The sequence below is a fragment of the Pseudomonas sp. LAM2023 genome (assembly GCF_016620375.1).
GTDB classification, from domain to species: Bacteria; Pseudomonadota; Gammaproteobacteria; order Pseudomonadales; family Pseudomonadaceae; genus Aquipseudomonas; species Aquipseudomonas anuradhapurensis.
This window is the reverse complement of the sequence record NZ_JAENHV010000017.1, coordinates 458,694-483,211: the sequence shown is the minus strand read 5'-3', so window position 1 is coordinate 483,211 and position 24,518 is coordinate 458,694. Positions and strand designations below refer to the sequence as shown.

General features: G+C 63.8%; 21 protein-coding genes. 15 read left to right on the top strand and 6 right to left on the bottom strand.

The genetic code is table 11. The annotated features are described in order from the left end of the window. Positions 1–42: 42 nt before the first annotated feature. From JKP78_RS12230 to JKP78_RS12215, 4 genes are all read left to right on the top strand, one after another. The gene (locus JKP78_RS12230; protein ID WP_325166793.1) at positions 43–1,248 is read left to right on the top strand and encodes an MFS transporter; all 1,206 of its coding nucleotides are present in this window, start codon (positions 43–45) and stop codon (positions 1,246–1,248) included. Between the two features lie 61 nt (positions 1,249–1,309). Then, the gene (locus tag JKP78_RS12225; protein WP_200626736.1) at positions 1,310–1,627 is read left to right on the top strand and encodes a metal-sensing transcriptional repressor; all 318 of its coding nucleotides are present in this window, start codon (positions 1,310–1,312) and stop codon (positions 1,625–1,627) included. A 4-nt stretch (positions 1,628–1,631) separates the two neighbouring features. Then, entirely contained in the window at positions 1,632–2,072 is a 441-nt protein-coding gene (locus JKP78_RS12220; protein WP_186689294.1) for a YqaA family protein, read from the top strand. Further along, a complete protein-coding gene (locus JKP78_RS12215; RefSeq protein WP_200626735.1) occupies positions 2,069–2,803 on the top strand; it encodes a TraX family protein in 735 nt (244 codons plus the stop codon). The genes JKP78_RS12220 and JKP78_RS12215 overlap by 4 nt, the downstream gene beginning before the upstream one ends. A gap of 71 nt (positions 2,804–2,874) precedes the next feature. On the opposite strand, the gene JKP78_RS12210 is transcribed toward JKP78_RS12215, so the two are convergent. Further along, on the bottom strand, positions 2,875–2,988 hold the full coding sequence (locus tag JKP78_RS12210; RefSeq protein ID WP_225931953.1) for a YHYH domain-containing protein: 114 nt from the start codon (positions 2,986–2,988) through the stop codon (positions 2,875–2,877). Positions 2,989–3,466: 478 nt separating this feature from the next. Between JKP78_RS12210 and leuA the strand changes: the two genes are divergently transcribed. Next, positions 3,467–5,167: a 2-isopropylmalate synthase gene (gene leuA, locus JKP78_RS12205; RefSeq protein WP_200626734.1), complete on the top strand. Its 1,701-nt coding sequence runs from the start codon at positions 3,467–3,469 to the stop codon at positions 5,165–5,167. A gap of 113 nt (positions 5,168–5,280) precedes the next feature. Then, complete coding sequence (locus JKP78_RS12200; protein WP_200626733.1) at positions 5,281–6,210, top strand: malate dehydrogenase; 930 nt, start codon at positions 5,281–5,283, stop codon at positions 6,208–6,210. A gap of 57 nt (positions 6,211–6,267) precedes the next feature. On the opposite strand, the gene JKP78_RS12195 is transcribed toward JKP78_RS12200, so the two are convergent. Together JKP78_RS12195 and JKP78_RS12190 are read right to left on the bottom strand one after the other, a co-directional pair. After that, on the bottom strand, positions 6,268–7,089 hold the full coding sequence (locus tag JKP78_RS12195) for an amino acid ABC transporter permease (protein ID WP_186689280.1): 822 nt from the start codon (positions 7,087–7,089) through the stop codon (positions 6,268–6,270). Beyond that, a complete protein-coding gene (locus JKP78_RS12190) occupies positions 7,086–7,907 on the bottom strand; it encodes an ABC transporter substrate-binding protein (RefSeq protein WP_200626732.1) in 822 nt (273 codons plus the stop codon). Before JKP78_RS12190 ends, JKP78_RS12195 begins: the two co-directional genes overlap by 4 nt. A 118-nt stretch (positions 7,908–8,025) precedes the next feature. Between JKP78_RS12190 and JKP78_RS12185 the strand changes: the two genes are divergently transcribed. The 9 genes from JKP78_RS12185 to JKP78_RS12145 all read left to right on the top strand — a co-directional run bounded on the left by JKP78_RS12185 (position 8,026) and on the right by JKP78_RS12145 (position 17,757). Then, positions 8,026–8,910: a homocysteine S-methyltransferase family protein gene (locus JKP78_RS12185; protein WP_200626763.1), complete on the top strand. Its 885-nt coding sequence runs from the start codon at positions 8,026–8,028 to the stop codon at positions 8,908–8,910. 170 nt (positions 8,911–9,080) lie between these two features. Then, the gene (locus JKP78_RS12180) at positions 9,081–10,352 is read left to right on the top strand and encodes a cystathionine gamma-synthase family protein (RefSeq protein WP_200626731.1); all 1,272 of its coding nucleotides are present in this window, start codon (positions 9,081–9,083) and stop codon (positions 10,350–10,352) included. 143 nt (positions 10,353–10,495) lie between these two features. Next, complete coding sequence (locus tag JKP78_RS12175) at positions 10,496–11,935, top strand: amino acid permease (RefSeq protein ID WP_200626730.1); 1,440 nt, start codon at positions 10,496–10,498, stop codon at positions 11,933–11,935. A 46-nt stretch (positions 11,936–11,981) separates the two neighbouring features. Further along, complete coding sequence (locus tag JKP78_RS12170; RefSeq protein WP_186689267.1) at positions 11,982–12,866, top strand: LysR substrate-binding domain-containing protein; 885 nt, start codon at positions 11,982–11,984, stop codon at positions 12,864–12,866. Between the two features lie 22 nt (positions 12,867–12,888). Beyond that, positions 12,889–14,277 (top strand): threonine synthase, encoded by a 1,389-nt coding sequence (locus tag JKP78_RS12165; RefSeq protein ID WP_200626729.1) that lies wholly within the window; start codon positions 12,889–12,891, stop codon positions 14,275–14,277. Next, positions 14,274–14,711: an Lrp/AsnC family transcriptional regulator gene (locus JKP78_RS12160; protein WP_170028186.1), complete on the top strand. Its 438-nt coding sequence runs from the start codon at positions 14,274–14,276 to the stop codon at positions 14,709–14,711. The genes JKP78_RS12165 and JKP78_RS12160 overlap by 4 nt, the downstream gene beginning before the upstream one ends. Before the next feature lie 206 nt (positions 14,712–14,917). Next, on the top strand, positions 14,918–15,961 hold the full coding sequence (locus tag JKP78_RS12155) for a homoserine dehydrogenase (RefSeq protein ID WP_200626728.1): 1,044 nt from the start codon (positions 14,918–14,920) through the stop codon (positions 15,959–15,961). A gap of 12 nt (positions 15,962–15,973) precedes the next feature. Then, a complete protein-coding gene (locus tag JKP78_RS12150) occupies positions 15,974–17,392 on the top strand; it encodes an aldehyde dehydrogenase family protein (RefSeq protein ID WP_186689258.1) in 1,419 nt (472 codons plus the stop codon). 41 nt (positions 17,393–17,433) lie between these two features. Beyond that, positions 17,434–17,757, top strand: coding sequence for a RidA family protein (locus JKP78_RS12145; RefSeq protein WP_186689426.1), 324 nt, complete (start codon positions 17,434–17,436; stop codon positions 17,755–17,757). Positions 17,758–17,781: 24 nt separating this feature from the next. Here the strand turns inward: JKP78_RS12145 and JKP78_RS12140 are convergent, their stop codons facing one another. The 3 genes from JKP78_RS12140 to JKP78_RS12130 all read right to left on the bottom strand — a co-directional run bounded on the left by JKP78_RS12140 (position 17,782) and on the right by JKP78_RS12130 (position 24,280). Continuing rightward, positions 17,782–18,729 (bottom strand): bile acid:sodium symporter, encoded by a 948-nt coding sequence (locus JKP78_RS12140; RefSeq protein WP_200626727.1) that lies wholly within the window; start codon positions 18,727–18,729, stop codon positions 17,782–17,784. Positions 18,730–18,989: 260 nt separating this feature from the next. Beyond that, a complete protein-coding gene (gene glyA, locus JKP78_RS12135; RefSeq protein ID WP_186689252.1) occupies positions 18,990–20,243 on the bottom strand; it encodes a serine hydroxymethyltransferase in 1,254 nt (417 codons plus the stop codon). 206 nt (positions 20,244–20,449) lie between these two features. Next, on the bottom strand, positions 20,450–24,280 hold the full coding sequence (locus tag JKP78_RS12130; protein ID WP_200626726.1) for a sensor domain-containing protein: 3,831 nt from the start codon (positions 24,278–24,280) through the stop codon (positions 20,450–20,452). Positions 24,281–24,518: the final 238 nt, after the last annotated feature.

Below are 24,518 nucleotides of genomic sequence, written 5' to 3'. Positions count from 1 at the left end.
TCCAGGCGATAGCAATCGCCTTCAGCCTTGCCCCGAGGTGCCATGCTCTCCGTCTTGAAAAACCGCACTTACAGGCACCTGTTCATCGCCCAGGTGATCGCCTTGATCGGCACCGGTCTGGCGACCGTGGCGCTCGGGCTGCTGGCCTACGATCTGGCCGGCGCGCAGGCCGGTACCGTGCTGGGTACGGCGTTGGCAATCAAGATGCTGGCCTACATCGGCGTGGCGCCGATTGCCGGGGCGTTGGCGGAACATTTGCCGAGGAAGGCCATGCTGGTCACGCTCGATCTGGTCAGGGCCGCGGCGGCGCTGTTGCTGCCCTTCGTCACGCAGATCTGGCAAGTGTATGTCCTGATCTTCGTGCTGCAGTCGGCTTCCGCCGCTTTCACCCCGACGTTCCAGGCCACTATCCCAGACATCCTTCCCGATGAGCGTGAGTACACCAAGGCGCTGTCGCTTTCACGCCTGGCTTACGACCTGGAGAGCGTCATCAGCCCGATGCTGGCGGCGGCGCTGTTGACCGTGCTCAGCTTCCATAGCCTGTTTGGCGGCACCGTCGTCGGTTTTGTGGTTTCGGCGGCCATGGTGGTTTCGGCGGTACTGCCGGTTGCCGTGCGTGGGCCCAGGCGCAGCATCTACGAGCGCACCACCAAAGGCCTGCGGATTTTCCTGCATACCCCACGCCTGCGCGGCTTGCTGGCGCTGAACCTGGCGATTGCTGCGGCCAGTGCGATGGTGATCGTGAACACGGTGGTGTTCGTGCAGGCGCAGCTGGGGCTCGACCAGCGTGCCATGGCCATGGCCTTGATGGCCTTCGGCGGCGGGTCGATGGTGGTGGCACTGGTATTGCCGCGGCTTCTGGAGCGCCTGGACGAGCGCAAGGCCATGCTGGCCGGCGGCGCGATTCTGGTGGTCGGCTTGCTGCTCGGCGCTTTCGTCTCAAGCTATTCGGCCTTGATCGCGCTTTGGGTGGTGTTGGGTGCGGGCTACTCGCTGGCACAAACGCCGTCGGGGCGGATTCTGCGTCGATCGTCGTCTGCGCAGGACCGGCCAGCCCTGTTCGCGGCGCAATTCGCGTTGTCCCATGCCTGCTGGCTGGTCACCTATCCGTTGGCCGGGTGGCTGGGGGCCAGCGTCAACCTCACTGCAGCGTTCATCGGCCTGGGCCTGCTCGCCGGGGGCGCCTGGGTAGTGAGCAAACGGATCTGGCACCCTGACAGTGATCCAGCCGCAAAGCTGCAGGTTTGACCCAACCCCGAGGGGGGGATAGCATCGCCAGCGTAAATAACCCCTGACAGAGGCCCTGGATATGTCCGATCATTCCCATGATCACCCACATGATGCCGAGCCGGGGCATACCCATGTACACCAGAGCCATGAGGCGATCATCAAGCGCCTGAAGCGTGCTGACGGGCACCTGCGCAGCATCATCGCGATGATCGAGGACGGGCGTGAATGCCTCGACATTGCCCAGCAACTGCATGCGGTTGAAAAAGCGGTCTGCCAGGCCAAGCGCACGCTGATCCAGGACCATATCGATCACTGCCTGGAAGATTCGGTCACGGCCTTGAGCAAGGGCGATCGCTCGGCCCTCGACGAATTCAAGCAAATCACCAAGTACCTGTAGCGCCGTGTTCGCACTCAGCAGCTACCTCGGGCTGTTCCTGGCCGCGTTTGCAGCGGCAACCTTGTTGCCCATGCAATCGGAAGCGGCGCTGGTCGCAATGCTCCTGTCCGGGCACTACCTGCCAGTAACGCTGGTCGCGGTGGCCACCGCCGGCAACGTGCTTGGCTCAGTGGCGAACTGGGTGCTTGGCCGGGGCATCGAACATTTCCGCCACAAGCGCTGGTTCCCGGTCAGCGAGGCCAAGCTGGAAAAAGCGCAGGTCATGTACCGGCGCTACGGATACTGGTCACTGCTGCTGAGCTGGGTGCCGCTGATCGGCGATCCGATCACCCTGGTGGCCGGGGTCATGCGCGAACCGTTCTGGCGGTTCCTGTTGCTGGTCATCCTGGCCAAGGGTGGGCGTTACCTGGTGCTGACGCTGGTGGTGCTCGGGAGCATGGCATGACGCCGGCCCCCGTCTGCCCGCTGGCAGCGCGGCACAGCGGCCAGGACCTGATCAAGTGGATCGCCCTGATCAGCATGGTGCTCGACCACATGCGGTTGGCCTGGCCAGCGAGCGCTGACCTGTTCGTACTCGGCCGGCTGTCCTTTCCCTTGTTCTGCCTGGCAGTGGCGATCAATGTCTCGCGAAACCCGCGAGGCGAGTTGTTCACCTGCAGCAACGCTCGCTACCTCGCACTTCTGCTGCTGTTCGCTGCGCTTTCCGAAGTGCCTTACCGGCTGCTCGGCACTTCGGCAACCTTCAACGTGCTGGTCACCCTGGCGCTGGGCCTCATGGTCGCTTGGGGCGTGCAACACCGGACCCTCGCAAGCCTGATAGTGGCTGGCGCTGCACTGGTGGCGGGCTATTTGTTGAGCGAACCGTTGATGTACGGTTTTTACGGGGTGTTGCTCCCCGCTGCGCTGCTGCTTGCACTCAAGCGGCCCGAGCGGTTCTTGCTGGTCCCGGTCGCCTTGTGCGTTGCCAGCAACACGCGAAGCGACCTGTTCGAACGGGCCGCACAGCTTGAGCCATTCGCGATCCTGGCGCTTTCGACCGCAGCCCTGGCGCCGCTGCTCGGGTTGGCCCTGTTCTGGGCACGCCTGCCGTTCAAGGTCTTGCCCGTCACGCAGTGGGGCTACTGGTTCTACCCTGGGCATCTGCTGGCGTTGTTGGGTATTCGCCAGCTGTTGTAACGCTCATGAGTTGATTCCCTACTTGGCATCCTCAGGCTCAAGGACGCCAAGGTTCAGGGTTGATCACTCCCTCAGTGGCAGTGATAGCCACCCGTCTTGTGATTGGTATGGCAACCCTTGGAATCGGTACCGCCGCTATGTGCGAAAGCGGCTACCGAGTAGAACGAAAGGACTGCAGCGATCATGAGAGAAGCAACTTTCATCAGGCTACTCCTTGCTTGGTTTGAGTGATGGCTTATTGCCACATCTAGCGTAGGTCAAAGTGCTGCCGCACAACAACCAAGATGACGGTGAAGCTGATAAAAGGATTGGTCGGTAAGGACGGTGCAGGCTTTGGGCGGGCTGAAATCCGCGCCAGCCTGCTTCCCTGTTCACACCTGTCACCCTCGATGGCTGATTCAGACGGACGTTGAATACCGGCTGAGGGGCATCGGAAAGGCTTCGATATTTCTGGCAGCAATTAATAGCCTTCATTGTTTTTGCGCAAATAATAACCAATAAAACTATCTTTCATGCAATTCTGCATTACTTGAGTCACGCTTGCGGAAAAAAACGCAATCGCGGGCAACATCATTCGGCATAAATTGGATCCAATGTTGAAATCTGGTCGTCGTCTCGTCGCCGGCCATTCATGATCCGTCGCAGGCAAAGGAGACCGCCGCCATGATGTTGAAAGACCCTTCCACCAAGTACCGCCATTTCGCCACCGTCGATCTGCCAGACCGCACCTGGCCGGGCAGGGTACAGAAAGCGGCGCCCACCTGGTGCAGTGTCGATATGCGAGACGGCAATCAGGCGTTGATAGAGCCGATGAATGCCGAGCGCAAACGTCGCTTCTTCGATTTGTTGGTCAAGGTGGGCTTCAAGCAGATCGAAGTCGGCTTCCCGGCTGCCTCGCAGACCGACTTCGATTACCTGCGCGAATTGATCGAAAGCGGCGCAATCCCTGACGACGTCACGATCCAGGTCATGACCCAGGCCCGTACTCACCTGATCGAGCGCACTTTCGAAGCGCTCCAGGGTGTGCCACGGGCGATCGTGCATGTCTACAATGCCACCGCCCCAGTATTCCGTGAGGTCGTGTTCGGTGTCGATCGCCCAGGCTGCATCGCTATCGCCACCCAGGCCACCCGCGAGATCAAGGCGCTGATGCAGGCCAACCCGCAAACCCAGTGGACCTATCAATATTCGCCGGAAACCTTCTGTTTCACCGAGCTGGATTTTGGCCTGGAAATTTGTGAAGCGGTCATCGATGCGTTTCAGCCAACGCCGCACAACAAGATGATCCTCAACCTGCCCACTACCGTCGAGGTGTCCACCGCCAATGTGTTCGCCGATCAGATCGAGTGGTTCTGCCGCCACGTGAAAAAACGCGACAGCGTGGTCATCAGCGTGCACCCGCATAATGACCGTGGCACCGGGGTCGCTACTGCCGAACAGGCCTGCCTGGCGGGTGCCGAACGGGTCGAAGGGACGTTGTTCGGTAATGGTGAGCGCACCGGTAACGTCGATATCCTGACCTTGGCCATGAACCTGTACACCAGCGGTATCAGCCCCGGGCTGGACTTCTCGGACATCATCCATGTTCAGCGTGAAGTCGAGTATTGCAACCAGTTGCCCACCCATCCGCGTCATCCTTATGCCGGTGAACTGGTCTTCACCGCTTTCTCCGGTTCCCACCAGGACGCCATCAAGAAGGGCTTCGCCCGCCGCCGTGACAACCCTGGCGGCTATTGGGAAATTCCCTACCTGCCGATCGATCCGGCCGATATGGGGCGCAACTACGAGGCCGTGATCCGCGTCAACAGCCAGTCGGGTAAAGGTGGGGTCGCCTACTTGCTGGAGCAGCAGGGCATCGTCTTGCCGCGTCGCCTGCAGATGGAATTCAGCGGCCTGGTTCAGCGCGTCGCCGACGCCAAGGGCCAGGAAGTGACCAGCGAAATGATCCTGTGCAGCTTCAGCGATCACTATCTGGAGCGGGGCAAGCCCTACACGCTGACCCAGCCTGTGATCACCCGTGACGATGCCGGCACCTGCATCCATGCACAACTGGCCTTCGAGGGAGGGCGGGTGACGCTCGCTGGTAAAGGCAACGGGCCGCTGGCCGGGTTGGTCAATGCATTTGCCGCACAGGGGCTGAGTTTCGACATCGCCGACTACCACGAGCATGCGGTGCGTGATGGTGCCCAGGCCGAAGCCATTGCCTACGTGGAAATTCGCGTCCACGGCCAGCTGCTGTTTGGCGTCGGCAGGGACCACAGCAGTTTGCAGGCCTCGTTGCAGGCGGTGGTCAGCGCCGTATGCAGGGCGACTCGCCAGGGGTTGCTGGAGCCGATAGGGGACGCGGTTACGGCCCTCAGCTGAGAGCGCAACGGGCAAGATGATCGTCGGTCAATGTGGCCTTTTGGTCCCAACCGGCGATACTCCTTCTATACGCAGGCGTGTTCCTGGTGGCGCGCGCCGCTGGGAGGTGTCAGATGAACAAACTGTCAATCATAGGCGCTGGCATCGTCGGCGAGGCGGCGGCGCAGATCATTGCCCGGGACGAGCTGTGCCGTGAACTGGTGCTGATGGACGTGCAAGGTGAAATGGCCAAGGGCAAGGCGCTGGACGTGTGGCAAGCTGCAGTCGAATCAGGTTCCGATACCCGCGTGCATGGCGGCGGCGACGCCGAGTTGCTGCAGGGCTCCGAGCTGGTGGTGATCACCGCAGGCGTGCCGCGCAAGCCGGGCCAGTCGCGTCAGGATGTACTCGCTACCAACCTGCCGATCCTCGACGGCATCATGGCGGATATCAAGCAGCATGCGCCGGCAGCCACAGTGCTGGTGGTGTCCAACCCGGTCGATGTGCTCACCTACCGCGCCTGGAGCCTCAGCGGGCAGGGGCGCAACAAGGTGTTCGGCCAGGCAGGGGTGCTGGATACCGCGCGAATGAAGTGTTTCATCGCCGAACAGACCGGTTTCTCCGCCCGCGATATCACCGCGCTGGTGCTGGGTGGGCATGGCGACAGCATGGTGCCGCTGATGCGCTACTGCCAGATCGGCTCGGTGCCGTTGTCGCACTTCCTGTCCAATGAGCAGATCGAGCAGATCGTCGAGCGCACGCGCAAAGGTGGCGGCGAGATCCTTGGCTTGAAGAAGCTGGGCAGCGCCTGCGATGCGCCGGGCGTGGCCATTGCGCAGATGGTGGATGCGATCGCCAACGGGCGCAACCGCATCTTGCCGGCGGTAGCGATTCTGGAGGGCGAGTATGGGCGCAAGGATATTGCCATGGGCGTGCCTTGCGTACTGGCAGAGAAGGGGCTGGCGCGGGTGATCGAGCTGCCGCTGGATGCGCAGGAACAGGCAATGTTCGACCAGTCGGCCGATCAGGTGGCGCGGGATATTGCCGAAATGAAAGCGCTGTGACTGTGTGGGAGCGGGCACGCCCGCTCCCACAGAGCCCCTGCCTACCGAGCCTGGCCCTTAGCGCTGATACGCCCGGCCAAAATGCCGCTCCAGCCGCGCCTGCAACAGTTCCAGCAATATCGACAGCACCCAGTAGATCACCGCTGCCGTGGTCAGCATCTCCAGGTAGCGATAGCTCGAGCGCCCGTACGACTGCGCCAGGAACATCACCTCCCACACGCCCATTACCGAAATCAGCGACGAATCCTTGAGCATCGAGATGAACTGGTTGGCCGTCGGTGGAATGATCACGCGCATGGCCTGGGGCAGGACGATGTGCCAGAAGATCTGCGGCGTGCGCATGCCCAGCGCCAGCGCCGCTTCACGCTGCCCGCGGGCGACGCCGAGGATGCCGGCGCGGAAGATCTCGCTCAGGTAGGCCCCGTAGTTCAGCGACAGGGCGATGATGCCGGCACTGATGGCGCCCGGTACCAGGCCCAGCTGTGGCAGCCCCAGGTAGATCAGCAGGATCTGGATCAGCAGCGGCGTGCCGCGGAAGAACGAGGTGTAGAAGCTGGCGATGCCCACCAGCACCGCACTGTTCGACAAGCGCGCCAACGCGGCGGCAAAGCCGAACAGCACCGACACCACCATCGAACACAGGCACAGGAACAGGGTCAGCGCCGCGCCCTGCAGAAAACCGTTGGGCCCGAGCTTGAAGCCGGCGAGGTTCGGGAACTTCTCCAGGATGATCGAAAACTTCAGGTCGAAGCTGAGGAAAAACGCGACGAACAGGCCGAACAGCGCCAGCCAGGTCAGCAGTAACCGGGTGCGAAAGCCGAACAGGCCGGCACCCGTGGCTTTTGCCACGGGCTTGAGGGACGGGGGGAAGGTGCTCATTTGCTGATATCGGCGCCGATCCATTTCTGCGACAGCTTGGCCAGGGTGCCGTCAGCCTTCAGCTCGGCAAACACCTGGCGCACCTTGGCATCCCACTCGGGGTCGCCTTTCTCGATGGCCACCGAGTTCGGTTCCTCGTACAGCGGGGCGCCGGCCAGCTTGAAGCGCTTGTCCTGGTCCAGGCGCGGCTGCGCGGTCACCAGGTTGGTGAGGATGGCATCCAGGCGCACGCCAGCGCCCAGGCCCAGGTCCTGGAAGGCGACGTTGTCGGTGTCGTACGGCGCGATCTGCACGAAGTCGAAGGGGTAGTCGATCTTCTGCTCTTCCTTGCCTTCGATCACCAGGTTCTTGTTCAGGTAGCTCTCGTAGCTCGAGGCACTGGTCAGGCCGACCTTGCGACCGTCCAGGTCTTTCGCCCCATGGATGCGCTCATCCTTGGCGTTGACCACGATCACCGCAGGCGAGGCGTAGTACTCCACCGGGAAGTCGAACACCTCGGCGCGGGCCTTGCTCGGGGTCATCGAGCAGATGCAGATGTCATAGCGGCCACTCCAGCGGCCCGCGGCGATCACATCCCAAGATGGGGTTTCCAGACGCAGCTTGACGCCCAGCTTGTCTGCCACGGCCTTGGCCACATCCACGTCGAAACCGGCCAGTTGGTTATGCTCGTTGACGAAGGAGAACGGCGGGTAGCTTTCCATCAGCACGTTGACCAGTTCCTTGCGCGATTCAACCCGCTCCAGCGTGGCGCCAGCAAAGGCCTGGGAAGCAGTCGCGAGCAGCACGAGGCCCGCACCGAGCACAGTAGAAAATCGCATGCACATACCTGAAATGTTGGCCAATTGGGAGAAAGCGTATTTAATAGTTATAAATGAAACTCACATAATGAATTTAATTCATAAGAACCTGCAGAGTAGTTATATGAAACAGCGAGCGATGGTGATTCTCGACGGTGGCATGGGCCGTGAACTGCAGCGCAGTGGGGCGCCGTTTCGCCAGCCCGAATGGTCGGCCCTGGCGCTGAGCGAGGCGCCCGAAGCGGTGGTCGGCGTACACGCCGCATTTATCGCCGCCGGTGCCCAAGTCATCACCAGCAACAGTTATGCGGTGGTGCCTTTCCATATTGGCGAGGAGCGTTTTGCCAAGGAAGGGCGCCAGCTGGCCAATATCGCAGGGCAGCTGGCGCGGCACGCCGCCGATGTCGCTGCGCACCCGGTCAAGGTCGCGGGCTCGCTGCCGCCGCTGTTCGGCTCCTACCGCCCGGACCTGTTCCAGCCCGAGCGCGTCGAGGAAGTGCTGTCGCCGCTGTTGCAGGGCCTGGCCCCGCATGTCGACCTGTGGCTGGCCGAAACCCAGAGTTCGGTGGCCGAAGTACGGGCCATTCACGCCCACCTGCCGGAAGACGGCAAGCCGTTCTGGGTGTCGTTCACCTTGCAGGACGAGGAGGTGGACGAAACCCCGCGCCTGCGCTCCGGCGAACCGGTGGCCGATGCCATCGAGGCGGTGGTCGGCCTGGGTGTAGCGGCGGTGCTGTTCAACTGCAGCCAGCCCGAGGTCATCGGCGCTGCGGTGGATGTGGCGCGCTCGGTGATCGAGCGACACAACGCTGAGGTTGCCATCGGTGCCTATGCCAACGCCTTCCCGCCGCAGCCGAAGGAAGCCACCGCCAATGACGGCCTGGATGAACTGCGCGAAGACCTCGACCCGCCGGGTTACCTGGCCTGGGCTGCAGACTGGCGCAAGCGTGGCGCCAGCATGATCGGTGGCTGCTGTGGCATTGGCCCGGAGCACATTGCCGAGCTGAAGCGCAATCTGGCGTAAGGCCATGAGGGGGCCGGGCGGCTGCCGCACCCGCCCGGCCCCCAGCCATTAAAAAAAACGCCACTCAGACCCGGATTCCATCGTTTTTCAGTCCCCCGCCATGTCCCTATAGTCCGCTGAAAGCCGATGCTCGATCGGCATACACAACTCAGCCGTGCGGGAACCGGAATATGAACAACAACGAAAAATTCGAGGGCAATGCAGCGGCCGGAGTCGGTACGCGCGTGGTGTGGGGCGGCGAGCAGGTGCAGCACCCGTACAACGCCACCCAGACCCCGATCGTGGTCAGCGCCGCCTACGGCTACAACGATATCGACGCTTGGTATGACGTGGCCCAGGGCAAACTGCCGGGCTACATCTACAGCCGCATGAGCAACCCGACGGTCGCCACCCTGGAAGCCAAGCTGTGCGAGCTGGAGCAGGCCGAGTCGGCCGTGGCCTTCAGCAGTGGCATGGCGGCCATCAGCGCGGTGCTGCATACCTTCCTCTGCACCGGCAAGCGTGTGGTATCGACCCGCGACAGCTACGGTGGTACCAACAAGATCTTCGAGGAGTTCCTGCCGCGCATGGGCGTGCAGGTGTGCCTGTGCGACACCCTCGACACCGAGGCGCTGGAGCGCGAAATCGCCGCCGGCTGCGACCTGCTGTATCTGGAAACCCCGACCAACCCGACCTTGAAGGTACTGGATATCCAGCGCCTGTGTGCGGCTGCCCGGCGGGTGGGGGCCGTCGTGGTGGCCGACAACACCTTCGCCACCCCGCTGAATCAGAACCCGCTGGCCCTGGGCGTGGACGTGGTGGTGCACAGCGCCACTAAGTTCCTGTCCGGGCACGGTGACGTGCTGGGCGGGGTGGTCTGCGGTGCCGAGCCGCTGATGGCGCAGGTGCGGCACTACCGTGAAATCAACGGTGCGGCGCTGGACCCGTTTTCCGCCTACCTGATCATCCGCGGGATCAAGACCCTGGCTTTGCGCCTGCGTCAGCAACAGGCCAGCGCCCAGGCCCTGGCCCAGTACCTGAGCAGCGAACCGCTGGTCGAAGCGGTCAACTACCCAGGGTTGCCCGAGCACCCAGGCCATGCGATCGCCAAGGCGCAGATGCGCGGCTTCGGTGCCATTGTCAGCTTCGTGCTCAAGGGCGGCATGCCCACCGTGGCGCGGCTGCTGCCGCGCCTGAAGTATGCCCATCGGGCAGGCAACCTGGGCGCGGTGGAAACCATCTATGGCCCGGCGCGCACCACCAGCCATGTGGAAAACACCCTCGAAGAGCGCTTGGCCTTGGGCATCTCCGAAGGGCTGGTGCGTATTTCGGTGGGCATCGAAGACACCGAGGACCTGCTGGCAGACCTGGCACAGGCTTGTGCATCGGTGCGCCAGGAGTTGGCCACAGCAAAGGAATTGCACGGTGACGCGTACGCCGGCCTGGCCGCAGTACAGGCCTGAGGCAGGCGCGTGGCACCCGTTCCTTGCGGTGGGTGCCAGTTCATGAAGTCGAACAAAAACAATATGCAAGGCAATTCGCTTCGCTCTGCCAAGACGAGGTCGTTGCAACGTCCTTGCCCGCCAACTTTCATGAGAAAACCACAATGTCCCTGCAGACAACTACAACGACAAATGCTTCTGCGCATGGCTTCAAGCAGGATATGCAAACCCGCCATATCGTCATGCTGGCGCTGGGCGGTGTCATCGGTACCGGCCTGTTCCTGACATCGGGCTACACGGTCAACCAGGCCGGGCCCCTGGGTGCGGTCATCGCCTATATCCTCGGCGCGATCATGGTCTACCTGGTGATGATGTGCCTGGGCGAACTGGCCGTGCACATGCCCGAGGTCGGCTCGTTCAGCAGTTACGCCACGCGCTACATCGGGCCGGGTACCGGCTACATGGTGGCGTGGATGTACTGGCTGACCTGGACCGTGGCCATCGGCTCGGAATTCACCGCCGCCGGCATCCTCATGGTGCGCTGGTTCCCCGATACGCCGGTGTGGCTATGGAGTGCCCTGTTCGGCCTGGCAGTGTTCATCAGCAATATCATTTCGGTGCGGTCGTTTGCCGAGACCGAGTTCTGGCTGTCACTGATCAAGGTGCTGGCGGTGGTGGCCTTCCTGGTAGTGGGCGGTGGCGCGATCCTCGGCGTGTTCGAGATTACCCAGGCGCACAGTGTCGGGCTGGGCAACTTCACCCGTGAAGGGCTGTTCCCCACAGGCTTCTGGTCGATTGCCATGACCCTGCTGGCGGTGGCCTTCGCCTTCTCGGGCACCGAGCTGATCGGCATTGCCGCCGGCGAAACCCGCGACCCGGAAAAGAACGTGCCCAAGGCCATCCGCACCACGGTGCTGCGCCTGGCGCTGTTCTTCGTCGGCACCATTTTTGTCCTCGCCACCTTGTTGCCGCGCGAACAGGCCGGCGTGGTGGAAAGCCCGTTCGTGATGGCCTTTGAAATGATCGGCATCCCCTACGCAGCGGACATCATGAACTTCGTCATCATCACTGCGCTGCTGTCTGCGGCCAACTCCGGGCTCTACGCTGCCGCACGCATGCTCTGGACCCTCAGCGACCAAGGCAACATGCCGCGCCGCTATGCCGCGCTGTCCCGCCGTGGCACGCCGTTCAATGCCATCGTCCTGAGCATGGCCGGCGGCATGGCGTCGTTGCTGAGCAGCGTGTTTGCGCCCGATACCATCTACCTGGCGCTGGTGTCGATTTCCGGGCTGGCGGTGGTGGTGGTGTGGATCAGCATCGCGGCCAGCCAAATGGCCTTCCGTCGCCATTACCTCGCCCATGGCGGCAAGCTCGAAGACTTGAAGTTCCGCGTGCGCGGCTACCCGTTCGTGCCGCTGGCGGCGATCTTCTGCTGCGTACTGGCCTGCGTCGGCATCGCCTTCGACCCGGCCCAGCGCGTGGCCCTGTACTTCGGCCTGCCGTTCATCGCCTGGTGCTACCTGGCGTACTGGCTGACTTGCAAGTACCGCGCGCAGCGTCCGTTGCCGCTGCAAACCGTGACGTCAGGTTCCGAGCCCGCCTGAGCAGAGTGATACTAGGCCACCGGAACGTTGCCACGAGAAACCGCCGATGACCCAGAAAACCCTGCCCCCCTTGAACTGGCTGAGAGCCTTCGAAGTGTCGGCGCGTTACCTCAACTTCACCCATGCCGCGGAAGAGCTGCACCTCACCCAGGGGGCCGTGAGCCAGCAGATTCGCCACCTGGAGAGCCAGTTGGGGGTGGCGCTGTTCAAGCGCCTGCCCCGGGGGCTGGGCTTGACCGAAGAAGGGCAGTCCTACCTGCCGGTGGTGCAGGACGCGATCAGCCGCCTGGCAGTGGGCACCAACGAGATCTTCGGGCAGCGCCAGCGGCGGCCGCTGAAGGTGCGCGGCAGCCTGTCGTTCCTGCACTTCTGGCTGGCCCCCCGGCTGGCCGATTTCCGCCGTGCCCACCCACAGGTGGATATCCGCTACATCAGCAACCTGTGGGTCAAGGAACTGGATGCCGAGGACGACCTGGAAATCCGCTGGGGCAGCGGCCAGTGGCCGGGGGTGGAGGCGCAGCGGCTGACCCGCGACCTGCTGGTGCCGGTCTGCTCGCCTGCGCTGATCGCAGGCTCGCCGTTACGCGAGCCGCGCGACCTGGCCGGTGTGCCGTTGCTGCATGTGCTGGGTTACGAGGAGGGCTGGGGCTACTGGCTGGAGCGGGTTGGCGCCGATCAGGTCGATTCCTCCAGCGGCCTGCAGTTCGACACCCTGGTGTCGACCTTGCGCATGGCGGAGTTGGGGCTTGGGGTGGCGCTGGCGCGTTCGTCGCTGGTCGAGGACTTGCTGCAGGAAGGGCGGCTGGTCGCGCCTTTTACCCAACGCATCGAGGCCAGCGAATCGTTCTACCTGGTACGCGGCCTGGGTGAGGCGTTGTCCAGCGATGCCCAGGCCTTCAGCCACTGGTTGGTGGCGATGGCTCACCGTTAATCAATACATACCTGGAGCACCGATGCAGTACACATCCACGCGTGGCAACGAGATACGGGTCGATTTCCGCACGGCGCTGCTTTCCGGCCTGGCCGACGATGGCGGGCTGTACGTGCCGACTGCGGTGCCAACCTTCAGCCAGCAGGAAATCGCCAGCTGGTCCTGGCTGCCGTTCGATGAACTGGCCTGGCGGGTGATGGCGCCGTTTGTCGGCGATACCCTCGACGAGCCGACCCTCAGGGCGCTGGTCAGCGACAGCTACCGTGGCTTCAGGCACCGTGGCATCGCGCCGTTGCAGCAGATTGGCCATAACGAATGGATCCTGCAGCTGTTTCACGGGCCGACCCGCTCCTCCAAGGACTTTGCCGCGCAGTTGCAGGCGCGGCTCATCCGCCATTTCCTCGGCGCCGATTGCGAGCGGGTGATGCTGGTCGGTGCCAGCAACGGCGACACCGCGGTGGCGGCCATCGACGCCTTGCGCCATTGCCCGACGGCACGCCTGCTGGCGCTGTACCCCAACGCCGGGACGCCACCCGACCGGGCCGCAGTGATGCGCAGTGCCGCAGGCGAAAGCGTCAGCTGCGTGGCCGTGGCTGGCAGCTTCGATGACTGCCAGTCGCTGGTGTCGGCGCTGCTGCGCGCATGGCCGTGCCCGGAGCTGATTCCGGTCAGCTTCAACTCGACCAACTGGGTCGGCGTGCTGGCGCAGATCGTGTTCTATTTTCATGCGGCGCTGCAGCTGGGCGGGGGTATCCGGCCGGTCGGTTTCAGCATTCCCACGGCCAGTTTTGCCGAGATCTACGCGGGCTTCATCGCCCAGAAGATGGGCCTGCCGATCAACCAGATCATTGTCTCCACCAACCGTAACGATGCCTTGCACCGGTTCATCCACTGCAACCGCTACAGCCGTGGCTCAACCAGCCAGACCTTGTCACCGGTCATGGACTTCTCGCTGTTCTCCAACCTGGAGCGCTTCGTCTGGGAGCTGTATGAGCGCGACGGCGCGGCGACCAGGGCGTTGATGGAGCACTTCGAGGATTGCGGTGAACTGAGCATCGGTAACCGCCAGTGGCTGCATGCGCGCATGCTGTTCGACTCGTATGCCGTGGACGACGCGCTGATCCGCGAGGAAATCGTCACGCTGTTCCAGGAGACCGGCACGGCAGTAGACCCGCATGCGGCAACCGGGGCGTTCGCCGGGCGCCTGCACCGGCGCAATATCGGCGCGCCGATCGTCACGCTGGGGCAGTTCGCCCCGGAAAAGTCCACCGCGCTGCTGGCGGAACTGGGGGCCTGGCACGGCGAGGTGCCAGCCAACGTCGCTGGCACCGCAGACAGTGGGCCGCTGCTGGCACCCGAGGACCTGGCGGGGGTTCATGAACTGTTGGCGCAGTTGCAGGCACGGCGATGAAGCGCATCCTCGACCCCCTGGACGAGCGCATTCTCGCCGAGCTCACCGCCAATGCGCGCATTGCCCATGCCGAGTTGGGGCTGAAAGTGAACCTGTCGCGCAATGCGGTTCGCCAGCGCATCGAACGCCTGGAGCGGGACGGCGCCATCCAGGGCTACACCTTGCGCATTGGCGAGGGGCGACGGCCGACCTCGTTGATCAACGCGGTGATCTTCGTCTACCGCTACGACCGCATGCGCGGTGAAGCGGTGCTCGATGCCCTGCGCCAGATCCCCGAGGTGATCCAGTGCGAGGTACTCAGCGGCGAATTCGACCTGCTGCTACGTGTCGAAGCCTCCAGCCCGGAGCGGGTGCATCATGTGTGGAAGGAAATTGCCGCCATGCCCGGGGTCGAGAACACGGTGACGTCGTTCGTCCTGGCCGCGGTGATCTGAACCGCCCCGTTGCCCCCCAACCCTCGATACCACAACGCCGCCCGGGCTCGCGCCCTGGCGGCGTTGTGCATTCCTGGGCCGCCCAGCTGTGGTTAGGGCACTGGCCAGATTGGCCAATAAATACAGCGGATTGCCATATTCAACTGGCATTGCCCGGCTCATAGGCTTGTCCTCATCGACCCATCGCCTGGAAAGGACAGCAAACCATGACCGAATACAAGATCGCACTCGTTGGCTTTGGCGGCGTGAACCGTGCCCTGGCCCAACTGATCGCCGAACGCAACGCGCGCTGGCAGCAAGAACTGGGCTTTGCCCTGAAGATCGTCGGCGTCACCGACCTGTTCCTCGGCTCGGTGATCGACCGCGATGGCCTGGATGCAGCCAGGCTGGCCGCCTTGCCCGCTGAGAAGGGCGCCCTGGCGCAGTTCCCTCAGGGTTCGGCCGAGGCATTCAACGAGGCGGTGATCAAGCAGTCCGGCGCCGACATCATCGCCGAAGCCACCTTTACCAACCCCAAGGATGGCGAGCCGGCGGCTACCTTCTGCCGCTGGGCACTGGAAGCGGGCAAGCACGTGGTCACCACCAACAAGGGGCCGATCGCCTTGCATGCCCAGGCGCTGAAAACCCTGGCCAAGGCCAACGGCGTGTCGTTCGAATACGAAGGCGCAGTGATGAGCGGTACACCCGTACTGCGCATGGCCCGGCAGACCTTGGCCGGCGCAGGCCTGGTCGGCTTCGAGGGCATCCTCAACGGTACTTCGAACTACGTACTGACGCGCATGGAGCAAGGGCTTGGCTTTGCCGATGCAGTGGCGCAGGCACAAGCGCTTGGCTACGCCGAGGCCGACCCGACGGCCGATGTGGAAGGGCATGACGTGCGCCTGAAAGTGGTCATCCTTGCCAACGAGCTGCTCGGTGCCTGCCTGCAGGTGAGCGATGTCACCTGCAGCGGTATCAGTGGCATCGACAGCGCGGCGATCCAGCAGGCGCAGGCAGCGGGCGAGCGTTGGAAGCTGATCGGCAGCGCCAGCCGGCAGGCCGATGGTTCGGTGCGCGCCCGTGTCGAAGCGCGCCTGTTGCCGGGTAACCACCCCCTGGCCGGTATCACCGGCGCAACCAACGCGGTGGCGTTCGACACCGAGTTGCTGGGCGCGGTGACCGTGTCCGGCCCGGGTGCGGGGCGTGTCGAAACGGCCTTTGCCCTGCTGTCGGATATCGTCGCCATCCACACCGCTGGCCGTTCGGCCTGAGGAGCTACTTTCATGAGCCTGACTTCCGTGTCCCGGGTAGCCTTCCAGCAACCCGCCCTGATCGATGTGTACAGCCCCTACGACGGCAGCCTGGTCGGCAGCGTCGCCAACCTCACAGCCGATGCGGTGCCGGGCCTGCTGGCGCGTGCTCGCCAAGGGGTACGCGAAAGTGCCGCGCTGCCCCGTCACCGTCGCGCCAGCATTCTTGAACAGGCCGCCCGCCTCATCGAACGCGATGCTGCCGATTTTGCCGGGCTGATTGTCGATGAAGCGGGCAAGACCCTGCGCCAGGCCGAAAAGGAGGTAAAACGCTGCATCAACACGCTCAAGCTGTCTGCCGAGGAAGCGCGGCGCAACGCCGGTGAAGTGGTGCCGTTCGATGCCTATGAAGGCTCCGAGTCGCGCCAGGGCTGGTTCACCCGCGAGCCGCTGGGGCTGATCCTGGCCATCACCCCGTACAACGACCCGCTCAATCTGGTGGCACACAAGCTGGGCCCGGCCATTGCTGGCGGCAATGCGGTCGTTCTCAAACCCTCGGAGCTGGCCCCGTTATCGGCGCTCAAGCTGGTGCAGTACCTCACCGATGCCGGGCTGCCTGAAACCGTTGTCAGCGTTGCCACCGGCGGCGCCGAGCTGGGCAAGGCGCTGGTGGCCGTGCGTGATGTGCGCATGGTTTCGTTTACCGGCGGCTTCGCCACGGGCGAGCAGATTGCCCAGGGCGCAGGCCTGAAAAAGCTCGCCATGGACCTGGGCGGCAACGCCCCGGTGCTGGTGCTCAAGGACTGCGACCTCGAAGCCACTGTCGAATCGTGCGTGTCCGGCGCGTTCTGGGCCGCTGGACAGAACTGCATCGGCACCCAGCGTATCCTGGTCGACGCCTCGATCTACGAAGCATTTCGCCAGCGCTTCGTCGCCCTGACCCAGGCCATGGTGCTGGGAGACCCGGGCCTGCGCGAAACCGACATGGGGCCGATGATCAGCGAAGCCGCTGCACGGCACATCGAAGAGCGTGTCCAGCAGGCCCTGCAGGGCGGCGCCCGGCTGCTCTGTGGCCACAAGCGCCAGGGCGCCAACTACGCGCCGACGGTGCTGGAAGGTGTCGACCACAGCAGCCGGCTGTGGCGTGAAGAGGTGTTCGCCCCGGTGGTGATGCTGGCGCCTTTCGAGGACATCGAGCAGGCCGTCGCCTTGGCCAATGCCCCTGAGTACAGTTTGCATGCCGGGGTGTTTACCCGCGACTTGTCCTTGGCGCTGAGCCTGGCGAAGCGCATCGAGGCAGGCGGCGTGATGATCAACGACTCGTCCGACTACCGCTTCGACGCCATGCCATTCGGTGGTTCCAAGTATGGAAGCCTGGGCCGCGAGGGGGTGCGGTTCGCCTACGAGGACATGACCCAGCCCAAGGTCGTGTGCATCAACCAGATGGGCTGAGAGGGAAGCTTATGATCGAGCGATACGGGGTTGGCCAGCGGATGTCGTTGGCGGTCAGCTACAGGGGCCTGTTCGAAACCGCTGGCGTGGTCGCCGACGACCTGCAGCTGGACGTGCAGGGGCAGTTGCGCCAGGCGCTGAATACGATCGACGGGCTCATGGCTGAGGCCAGGGTGACCAAGGAGCAGTTGACCCGGGTCCAGCTGTGGATCGCCGACTACCGCCACTTCGACCTGGTGAACGAGGTATATGACGCCTGGTTGCAGGGCTGTGCCAAACCGGCACGGGCCTGCGTCGGTGCCGACCTGGGGGAAGGCTACCTGGTCGAGGTGCAGGTGTTTGCCGTGTGTAGCGAGCGCCCATGACCGGCGGTGGCATATGCCCGCGGGTCAGCGCACCAGCCGTGGTACCACCCGTACGTAGACGAGCTCGCTCACCAGCTCGACCAATGTCTGGGTAATCACGGCTGCTGCCGCCAACCCGCGCACCTCGTCCGGCAGCGCCAGCGCCAGCGGCAGCACTACCAGCGAGTTGCGCGTGGCGGCGCTGAAGGTCACCGCGCGTGCTTCGCTGGCCGGCAGGCGCAACAGGCGCGCCGCGAGCCTGCCGAGCAGCGGTGCCGCAAGCATGAAGCCCAGGTATACCGGGATCACCGGCAGTAACTGCTCGAAGTCACCCTGCACCTTGGTGATCTGCGAGGCGATCACCACCAGCAGTACCAAAGCCATCGCCGGTACCGGCAGCCATGCCCAGGCGCTGTTCCACGTTGCGACCCTGCGTGAGCGACGGGCGCCGGCGCTGGTGAGTACAGCCAGGGCCAGCGGCAGCACGATCAGCAGCACGAAGGCTTCCACGAACGGGGTGAGCGCGAGCGGCACGTTGTCACCCAGCATCAGCGCCAGGTACAGCGGCAACAGCGCCAGTTGCGCCAGCAGCAGCACAGGTGTGGCGGCCAGGGTCAGGCGCGCATCGCCTTTGCCGATATGGGTGAACACCACCACGTAGTCGATGCACGGGGTCAGCAGCACCAGCAGCGCACCGACGAGGAGTGCCGGCTGGTCGCCCAGACCACGGGTGATGGCCCAGACCAGCAATGGCACAAGAATGAAGTTGGCCAGCAGCAAGGCCGCCATGAAGCGGCGGTTACCCAGGCCTTGGCGCAGGTCGAGGAAGGGAATCTGCAGGAACATCGCGTACATCAGCACGGCGATCGCGGGCGTGATCATGGCTTGCAACAGGCGTGCGGTATCGCTGGCCAGCAGGCCGAAGGCGACGGCGGCGAATACGGCGGCGAAATAGATCGGGATCTGCCGGGTTTCGAGTTGCTCTCTGGTCAAGGTGCGGCCTGTGTCTGCTGGCTGAAAGGCACACAGGGTAATACGCACTATCAGCAGCGTGTCGCGCTTTTTTGTAGGAGCGGCCTTGTGTCGCGAAAGGACCGCAAAGCGGTCCCGGCTAGCCCGGCGGCGAAGCTAGGGTTGTGGGGCCGCTGCGCGCCCCTTTCGCGACACAAGGCCGCTCCTGCAGGTTGGCGACAGGGCCGAAAACGAAAAAGCCCGGCACTAGGCCGGGCTTTTTCCTGTCAGGCAATCGCCAATCAGTTGCCGTAGACCGGCAGCTTCTTGCAGATAGCCTTGACCTTCTCACGTACGGCGTCGATGACCGCTTCGTTGTTCAGGTCAGCCAGGATGTCGCAGATCCAGCCAGCCAGCTCGCGGCACTCGGCTTCCTTGAAACCACGGGTGGTCACGGCCGGGGTGCCGAAACGCAGGCCCGAGGTGACGAACGGGGAACGTGGGTCGTTCGGTACCGAGTTCTTGTTGACGGTGATGAAGGCTTTGCCCAGTGCGGCGTCAGCATCCTTACCGGAGATTTCCTGCTTGATCAGCGACAGCAGGAACAGGTGGTTCTGGGTGCCACCGGAAACCACGTCGAAACCACGCTCGATGAACACGGCGGCCATGGCCTGGGCGTTCTTCACCACCTGCTGCTGGTAAGCCTTGAACTCAGGCTGCAGGGCTTCCTTGAAGCAGATGGCCTTGGCGGCGATGACGTGCTCCAGCGGGCCGCCCTGGGCGCCCGGGAAGACGGCGGAGTTCAGCTTCTTCTCGATCTCTTCGTTCTTGCGAGCGAGGATCAGGCCACCGCGCGGGCCGCGCAGGGTCTTGTGGGTGGTGGTGGTGACCACGTCGGCGAACGGCACCGGGTTCGGGTACACGCCAGCGGCAACCAGGCCGGCAACGTGGGCCATGTCGACGAACAGGTAGGCACCGACCTTGTCGGCGATGGCGCGGAAGCGGGCGAAGTCCAGAACCTGCGAGTAGGCCGAGAAGCCGGCAACGATCATCTTCGGCTTGTGCTCGACAGCCAGGCGCTCGACTTCGTCGTAGTCGATCAGGCCGTTGGCATCGATGCCGTACTGGATGGCGTTGTACAGCTTGCCCGAGGAGCTTACCGAAGCACCGTGGGTCAGGTGGCCACCGTGGGCCAGGCTCATGCCCAGGATGGTGTCACCGGCCGACAGCAGGGCCAGGTAGACAGCGGCGTTGGCCTGGGAGCCGGCGTGCGGCTGAACGTTGGCGTAGTCGGCGCCGAACAGCTGCTTGGCACGGTCGATGGCCAGTTGCTCGACGACGTCGACATACTCGCAACCACCGTAGTAGCGCTTGCCCGGGTAGCCTTCGGCGTACTTGTTGGTCAGGACCGAGCCCTGGGCTTCCATGACTGCCGGGCTGGTGTAGTTTTCCGAAGCGATCAGCTCGATATGCTCTTCCTGGCGCAGAGCTTCTTGCTGCATGGCTTCGAAGAGCTCGGCGTCGTACTTGGCAATGGTCAAATCACGGCTGAACATGGCGGTCCTCAAGGATCGGGGTGAATTGGGGGGGCATTCTAACCGATTGATTCGCCGCTGGCATATGAAGTGGCATCAAGTCGCGGACCAATGGGCTTCATGTTGCATCCCGCGCCGTGTCTGGCCTGGGCGGGGATCGGAGTTGACTCGCAGGTCCGTTTTTCAGGGATGAGGCCCGGGCCCGGGTATGCCAGGAGAGGGCAGGTTCAATTGAACATGAACAATGTCTCGTTGGCGAACTGCGCCTCGAACTGATGCGCCGGCATTGGCCGCCCGAACAGGTAGCCCTGCACTTCGTCACAGCCATGCTCGCGGAGGAATTCCAGTTGCTCGTGGGTTTCCACGCCTTCGGCGATCACCGCCAGGTTGAGGCTGTGGGCCATGGCGATGATCGCCCGGGCAATCTGCGCATCCTGCTCGCCTTCCGGCAGGCCGTCGACGAAGGTGCGGTCGATCTTCAGCACGTCGATAGGGAACTGCTTGAGGTAGTTCAGCGACGAATAACCGGTGCCGAAGTCGTCTACCGCGATACTCAGGCCAAGGTTTTTCAGGCCGGCGAGAATCTGCAACGCTTCGTTCACCTCGCGCATCAGGATACTTTCGGTCAGCTCCAGTTCCAGGCACGCCGGCGGCAGGCCGCTCTCTTGCAGGACCCTGGCGATGCGCGTGCCCAGCTGGCCATCGGAGAACTGCCGCGCAGAAATGTTCACCGATACCTTCGGTACACGCACCTTGGCCTTGTGCCAGGCCTTGAGCTGGCGGCTGGCTTCGCGCAGCACCCAGTCGCCCACGTCCACCACCAGGCCCAGCTCCTCGATCACCGGGATGAAATCGCCCGGTGGCACCAGGCCGCGGGTCGGGTGCCGCCAGCGCAGCAGGGCTTCGGCACCGGTCAGGCGTTTGCCATCGCCGCTGAACTGCGGCTGGTAGTAGAGGATGAACTCGTTCTGCTCCATGGCATGGCGCAGGTCGCTCTCCAGCTCCAGGCGCTCCAGGGCGCTGGCGTTCATCTCGGCCTGGTAGAACTGGAAGTTGTTCTTGCCGCGTTCCTTGGCGTGGTACATGGCGGTGTCGGCGTTCTTCATCAGCTGGCTCAGTTCGCTGCCGTCCTGCGGGCTGAGGGCGATGCCGATACTGGCGGTGACGAAGAACTCGCGGTTTTCCAGCACGAACGGCCGCACCAGGCTGGCGAGGATGTTCTCGGCCACGTGAATCGCGCGGTTGAGGGCGATCTCGCGGGTAGCGCGTGGTTGCAGCAGCAGGGTGAACTCGTCGCCACCCATGCGCGCCACGGTATCGTCGTCGTCCACGCAGGCCAGCAGGCGCTGGGCCATGTCCTTGAGCATGCGGTCGCCGGCGGCGTGGCCGAGGGAGTCGTTGATCGGCTTGAAACGGTCCAGGTCGAGGAACATCAGCACCACCCAGGCCTTCTGCCGCTCGGCCTGCTGCAGGGCGTTGTACAGGCGGTCCTGGAACAGCGTGCGGTTGGGCAGGTGGGTGAGGGCGTCGTAGTACGCCAGGCGGTGGATGCGCTGTTCGCTGGCCTTGCGCTCGCTGATGTCGGTGAAGAAGCACACGTAGCTGGCCAGGTCGCCCTCGTCGTCCAGCACCGCGGTAATGCCGACCCAGGCTGGGTAGTGGTCACCGTCACGGCGCTTGAGCCACACTTCACCTTCCCAGCTGCCGCGCTGGTGCAGCTGCTTGACCACATAGCGCAGGTGGCCTTCCTGCTGTTCGTCGACGGTGAGCATGCCCGGCAACTGGTCGAGCACCTCGCTGACGGCGTAACCACTGACGCGGCTGAACGCCTCGTTGGCCTGCACGATATAGCCGGCCGGGTCGGTGATCAGAATCGCCGATGTCGAGTGCTCGAATACCGTCGCAGCCATGCGCAGGTCTTTTTCGGCACGGCGTTGCTGGCTGATGTCGCGGCCCACCCCGAGCACGCCTTCGAAGTGCTGGTCATCGTCCCACACCAGCACCAGGCGCAGTTCGATGGGTATCTTGCGGCCATCGGCGCGCAGGCAGTCGAACAGGAACAGCTGGGTCGGCAGTTGGCTGCGCAACTGGGCCAGCAGCGCGGGGTCGCCCATGGCCTTGCTGACGCGTTCCATCAAGCTGTAGATGCCGGTGAGTTGCGCCGGGTTGGCGATGATCGACTGCCAGCCATTGGTGAAGATCCAGTCGGCCTGGTAGCCCAGCACGCTCTGTACCGAGGGGCTGACATAGTTGAGCTGGAGCCGGCTGTCGGTGGAGAAGATCACGTCGCTGATGCTCTCGGCGAGCATGCGGTAGCGCTGCTCGCTGTCGCGCAGCGACTGGCTGGCCTCGATCTGTACCGTCACGTCCTTGCCCACGCCGATGATGCGCGTGACCAGGCCATCGGCGTCACGGGTCAGTACCTGTTCGCGAATGTCGTAGCAGCGCCAGCCGCCATCGCGGTGGCGGAAGCGCAGCTGGCAGTGCAGCGGCTGGTCATGGCCGCTGTCGCGCTGCTGGTGGCGCAGGGCCTGATAGTGCGTGGCGTCTTCGGGGTGCAGCAGCAACTCCCAGAAACGGTCGCCCATCTGCGCCAGCTCGGTACGGTCGTAGCCCAGGGTCTGGCCGAGATGGCGGTTGCTGAAGATCATCCGCTGGCTGAGCACGTCCTGCACGTACAGCTGGTCGGGTACGGTGCGCACGACGTCCGACCAGAAGCTTTCGCGCTCCAGCAGCGACAGCTCTACCTGCTTGCGGCTGGTGATATCGCTGATGCTGAGGATCACTGCCTGGTAATCACGGCGCTGTTGCGGCAGGCGCGCCATCAGCCACAGGTGCAGCTCGCCACCCAGCGGCGCCGGCAGGCGCACTTCCAGTTCCAGCAACGCACGTTGCTCGATCAATGCATCGATCAGCTGCATGCCCACGCTGTCGCGGCCATCGCCGGTGCCGTCGATCAGGCGCTGCCAGGCACCTTGGTGGCACTCGATGTTCAACAACTGGCGTGCCACCTGGTTGATCTCGGTGATCTTCAGCTCCAGCAGCAGCGAGCGGCGCAGGTTCGGGTCGAGGGCCAGGCTGTGTTTGAGCGCGGCGCGGTTGCGCAGGTGGTAGCGGTCGAGCTCGCCGGGCAGGCTGGACAGATCGAGCACGCACAAGGCCACGCCGGTGCCCTCGAAAATTTCCTGGTAGCGCCGACGGTCTTCCTGCAGCGCCCGTTGCCGACGGCGCATGTTGATCAGCGCCACAACCGGCAGCATGGCGCAGAACAGCACCAGCAGGCATTTGCCCAGCAGCGCGGGCAGCAGGGTCTGGCGCGCCAGCTTGGCGTCGAACAGGCCGCGCAGCTGCCAGGTGCTGTTATCGATGAAGGCCAGCATCACGCTCTGCAGCGGCGCGTTGCTGCCAGGGGTTGGCGCATGGCGCTGCAGCACTTCGCCGCTGCGGCTGTTTTCCAGCAGCCACAGCGGACGGCCGGGGCCATCCAGGTAGGTGATCAGCGGGCGGTAGTACGCTGGCGCCAGGCGCAACAGCCAATAACCGCTGTGCTCATCGGAGCCTTGACGCAGTAACAGGTAGACGGAGCTGTTGTTGGCCGAATTGGTGAAGAAATACGGGCTGCCCTGGCTCAGCTTGAGCAATTCGTCAATCGACTGGCGGTCGGGGCTGCCGGCAAGGCTGTCGGCCTGCAGCTTCCCGGCTGCATCCAGCCAGGCCAGGCTCTGCAGGTCCGGCAGGTGTTCGCGCAAACCGGCCAGCACGGCGGGCAGGGCCGTGGGCGTCGGTACATTGGCGTAGGGCTGCACCACATTCGTGGCCTGTTGGGCCTTGAACGCCAGGTTCAGGCTGAGGTGGTCGGCCAGCTCGGCGGTGCCTTCCAGGGTTTTCTTGCGCAGGTCGGCCTGGGTATGGCTGAACTGGGCGAACAACTGCCACAGCAGCAAACCCAGCAGGATCAGGGCCAGCAGCGCCAACGCACCCTTGATCGACCCGCGCAGGGAGGCAGCGGGCGCCTGGGGCGCGGAACGCAATGACGGCGGATGAGTGAGATTGGTCAAGCGTTGATCCTGCGATTGGGCTGGCGATGGCAGGGGTTGATGATGCACGGTACGTGCCGGTATCTGGTTGCCAGACTGCGGTGGCGCACTATAAGGCCGGACACCCGAAACGGGCTAGCATGCCTAGGATTATGGCAAAGTGCCAGCCAATGTGACCGGTGGTGCCTGCCGTGTGGTTCGGCAAGCCCCTGCGACCTGTGCGAGAATAGCGCCCGCTTCACATGACAACGCATCGGAG

Excerpts from the sequence above, each read along its gene's own strand:
- JKP78_RS12230 (WP_325166793.1), top strand. The coding sequence starts at position 43 with ATGCTCTCCGTCTTGAAAAACCGCACTTACAGGCACCTGTTCATCGCC.
- JKP78_RS12225 (WP_200626736.1), top strand. The coding sequence starts at position 1,310 with ATGTCCGATCATTCCCATGATCACCCACATGATGCCGAGCCGGGGCAT.
- JKP78_RS12215 (WP_200626735.1), top strand. The coding sequence starts at position 2,069 with ATGACGCCGGCCCCCGTCTGCCCGCTGGCAGCGCGGCACAGCGGCCAG.
- JKP78_RS12210 (WP_225931953.1), bottom strand. The coding sequence starts at position 2,988 with ATGATCGCTGCAGTCCTTTCGTTCTACTCGGTAGCCGCTTTCGCACAT.
- leuA (WP_200626734.1), top strand. The coding sequence starts at position 3,467 with ATGATGTTGAAAGACCCTTCCACCAAGTACCGCCATTTCGCCACCGTC.
- JKP78_RS12200 (WP_200626733.1), top strand. The coding sequence starts at position 5,281 with ATGAACAAACTGTCAATCATAGGCGCTGGCATCGTCGGCGAGGCGGCG.
- JKP78_RS12195 (WP_186689280.1), bottom strand. The coding sequence starts at position 7,089 with ATGAGCACCTTCCCCCCGTCCCTCAAGCCCGTGGCAAAAGCCACGGGT.
- JKP78_RS12190 (WP_200626732.1), bottom strand. The coding sequence starts at position 7,907 with ATGCGATTTTCTACTGTGCTCGGTGCGGGCCTCGTGCTGCTCGCGACT.
- JKP78_RS12185 (WP_200626763.1), top strand. The coding sequence starts at position 8,026 with ATGGTGATTCTCGACGGTGGCATGGGCCGTGAACTGCAGCGCAGTGGG.
- JKP78_RS12180 (WP_200626731.1), top strand. The coding sequence starts at position 9,081 with ATGAACAACAACGAAAAATTCGAGGGCAATGCAGCGGCCGGAGTCGGT.
- JKP78_RS12175 (WP_200626730.1), top strand. The coding sequence starts at position 10,496 with ATGTCCCTGCAGACAACTACAACGACAAATGCTTCTGCGCATGGCTTC.
- JKP78_RS12170 (WP_186689267.1), top strand. The coding sequence starts at position 11,982 with ATGACCCAGAAAACCCTGCCCCCCTTGAACTGGCTGAGAGCCTTCGAA.
- JKP78_RS12165 (WP_200626729.1), top strand. The coding sequence starts at position 12,889 with ATGCAGTACACATCCACGCGTGGCAACGAGATACGGGTCGATTTCCGC.
- JKP78_RS12160 (WP_170028186.1), top strand. The coding sequence starts at position 14,274 with ATGAAGCGCATCCTCGACCCCCTGGACGAGCGCATTCTCGCCGAGCTC.
- JKP78_RS12155 (WP_200626728.1), top strand. The coding sequence starts at position 14,918 with ATGACCGAATACAAGATCGCACTCGTTGGCTTTGGCGGCGTGAACCGT.
- JKP78_RS12150 (WP_186689258.1), top strand. The coding sequence starts at position 15,974 with ATGAGCCTGACTTCCGTGTCCCGGGTAGCCTTCCAGCAACCCGCCCTG.
- JKP78_RS12145 (WP_186689426.1), top strand. The coding sequence starts at position 17,434 with ATGTCGTTGGCGGTCAGCTACAGGGGCCTGTTCGAAACCGCTGGCGTG.
- glyA (WP_186689252.1), bottom strand. The coding sequence starts at position 20,243 with ATGTTCAGCCGTGATTTGACCATTGCCAAGTACGACGCCGAGCTCTTC.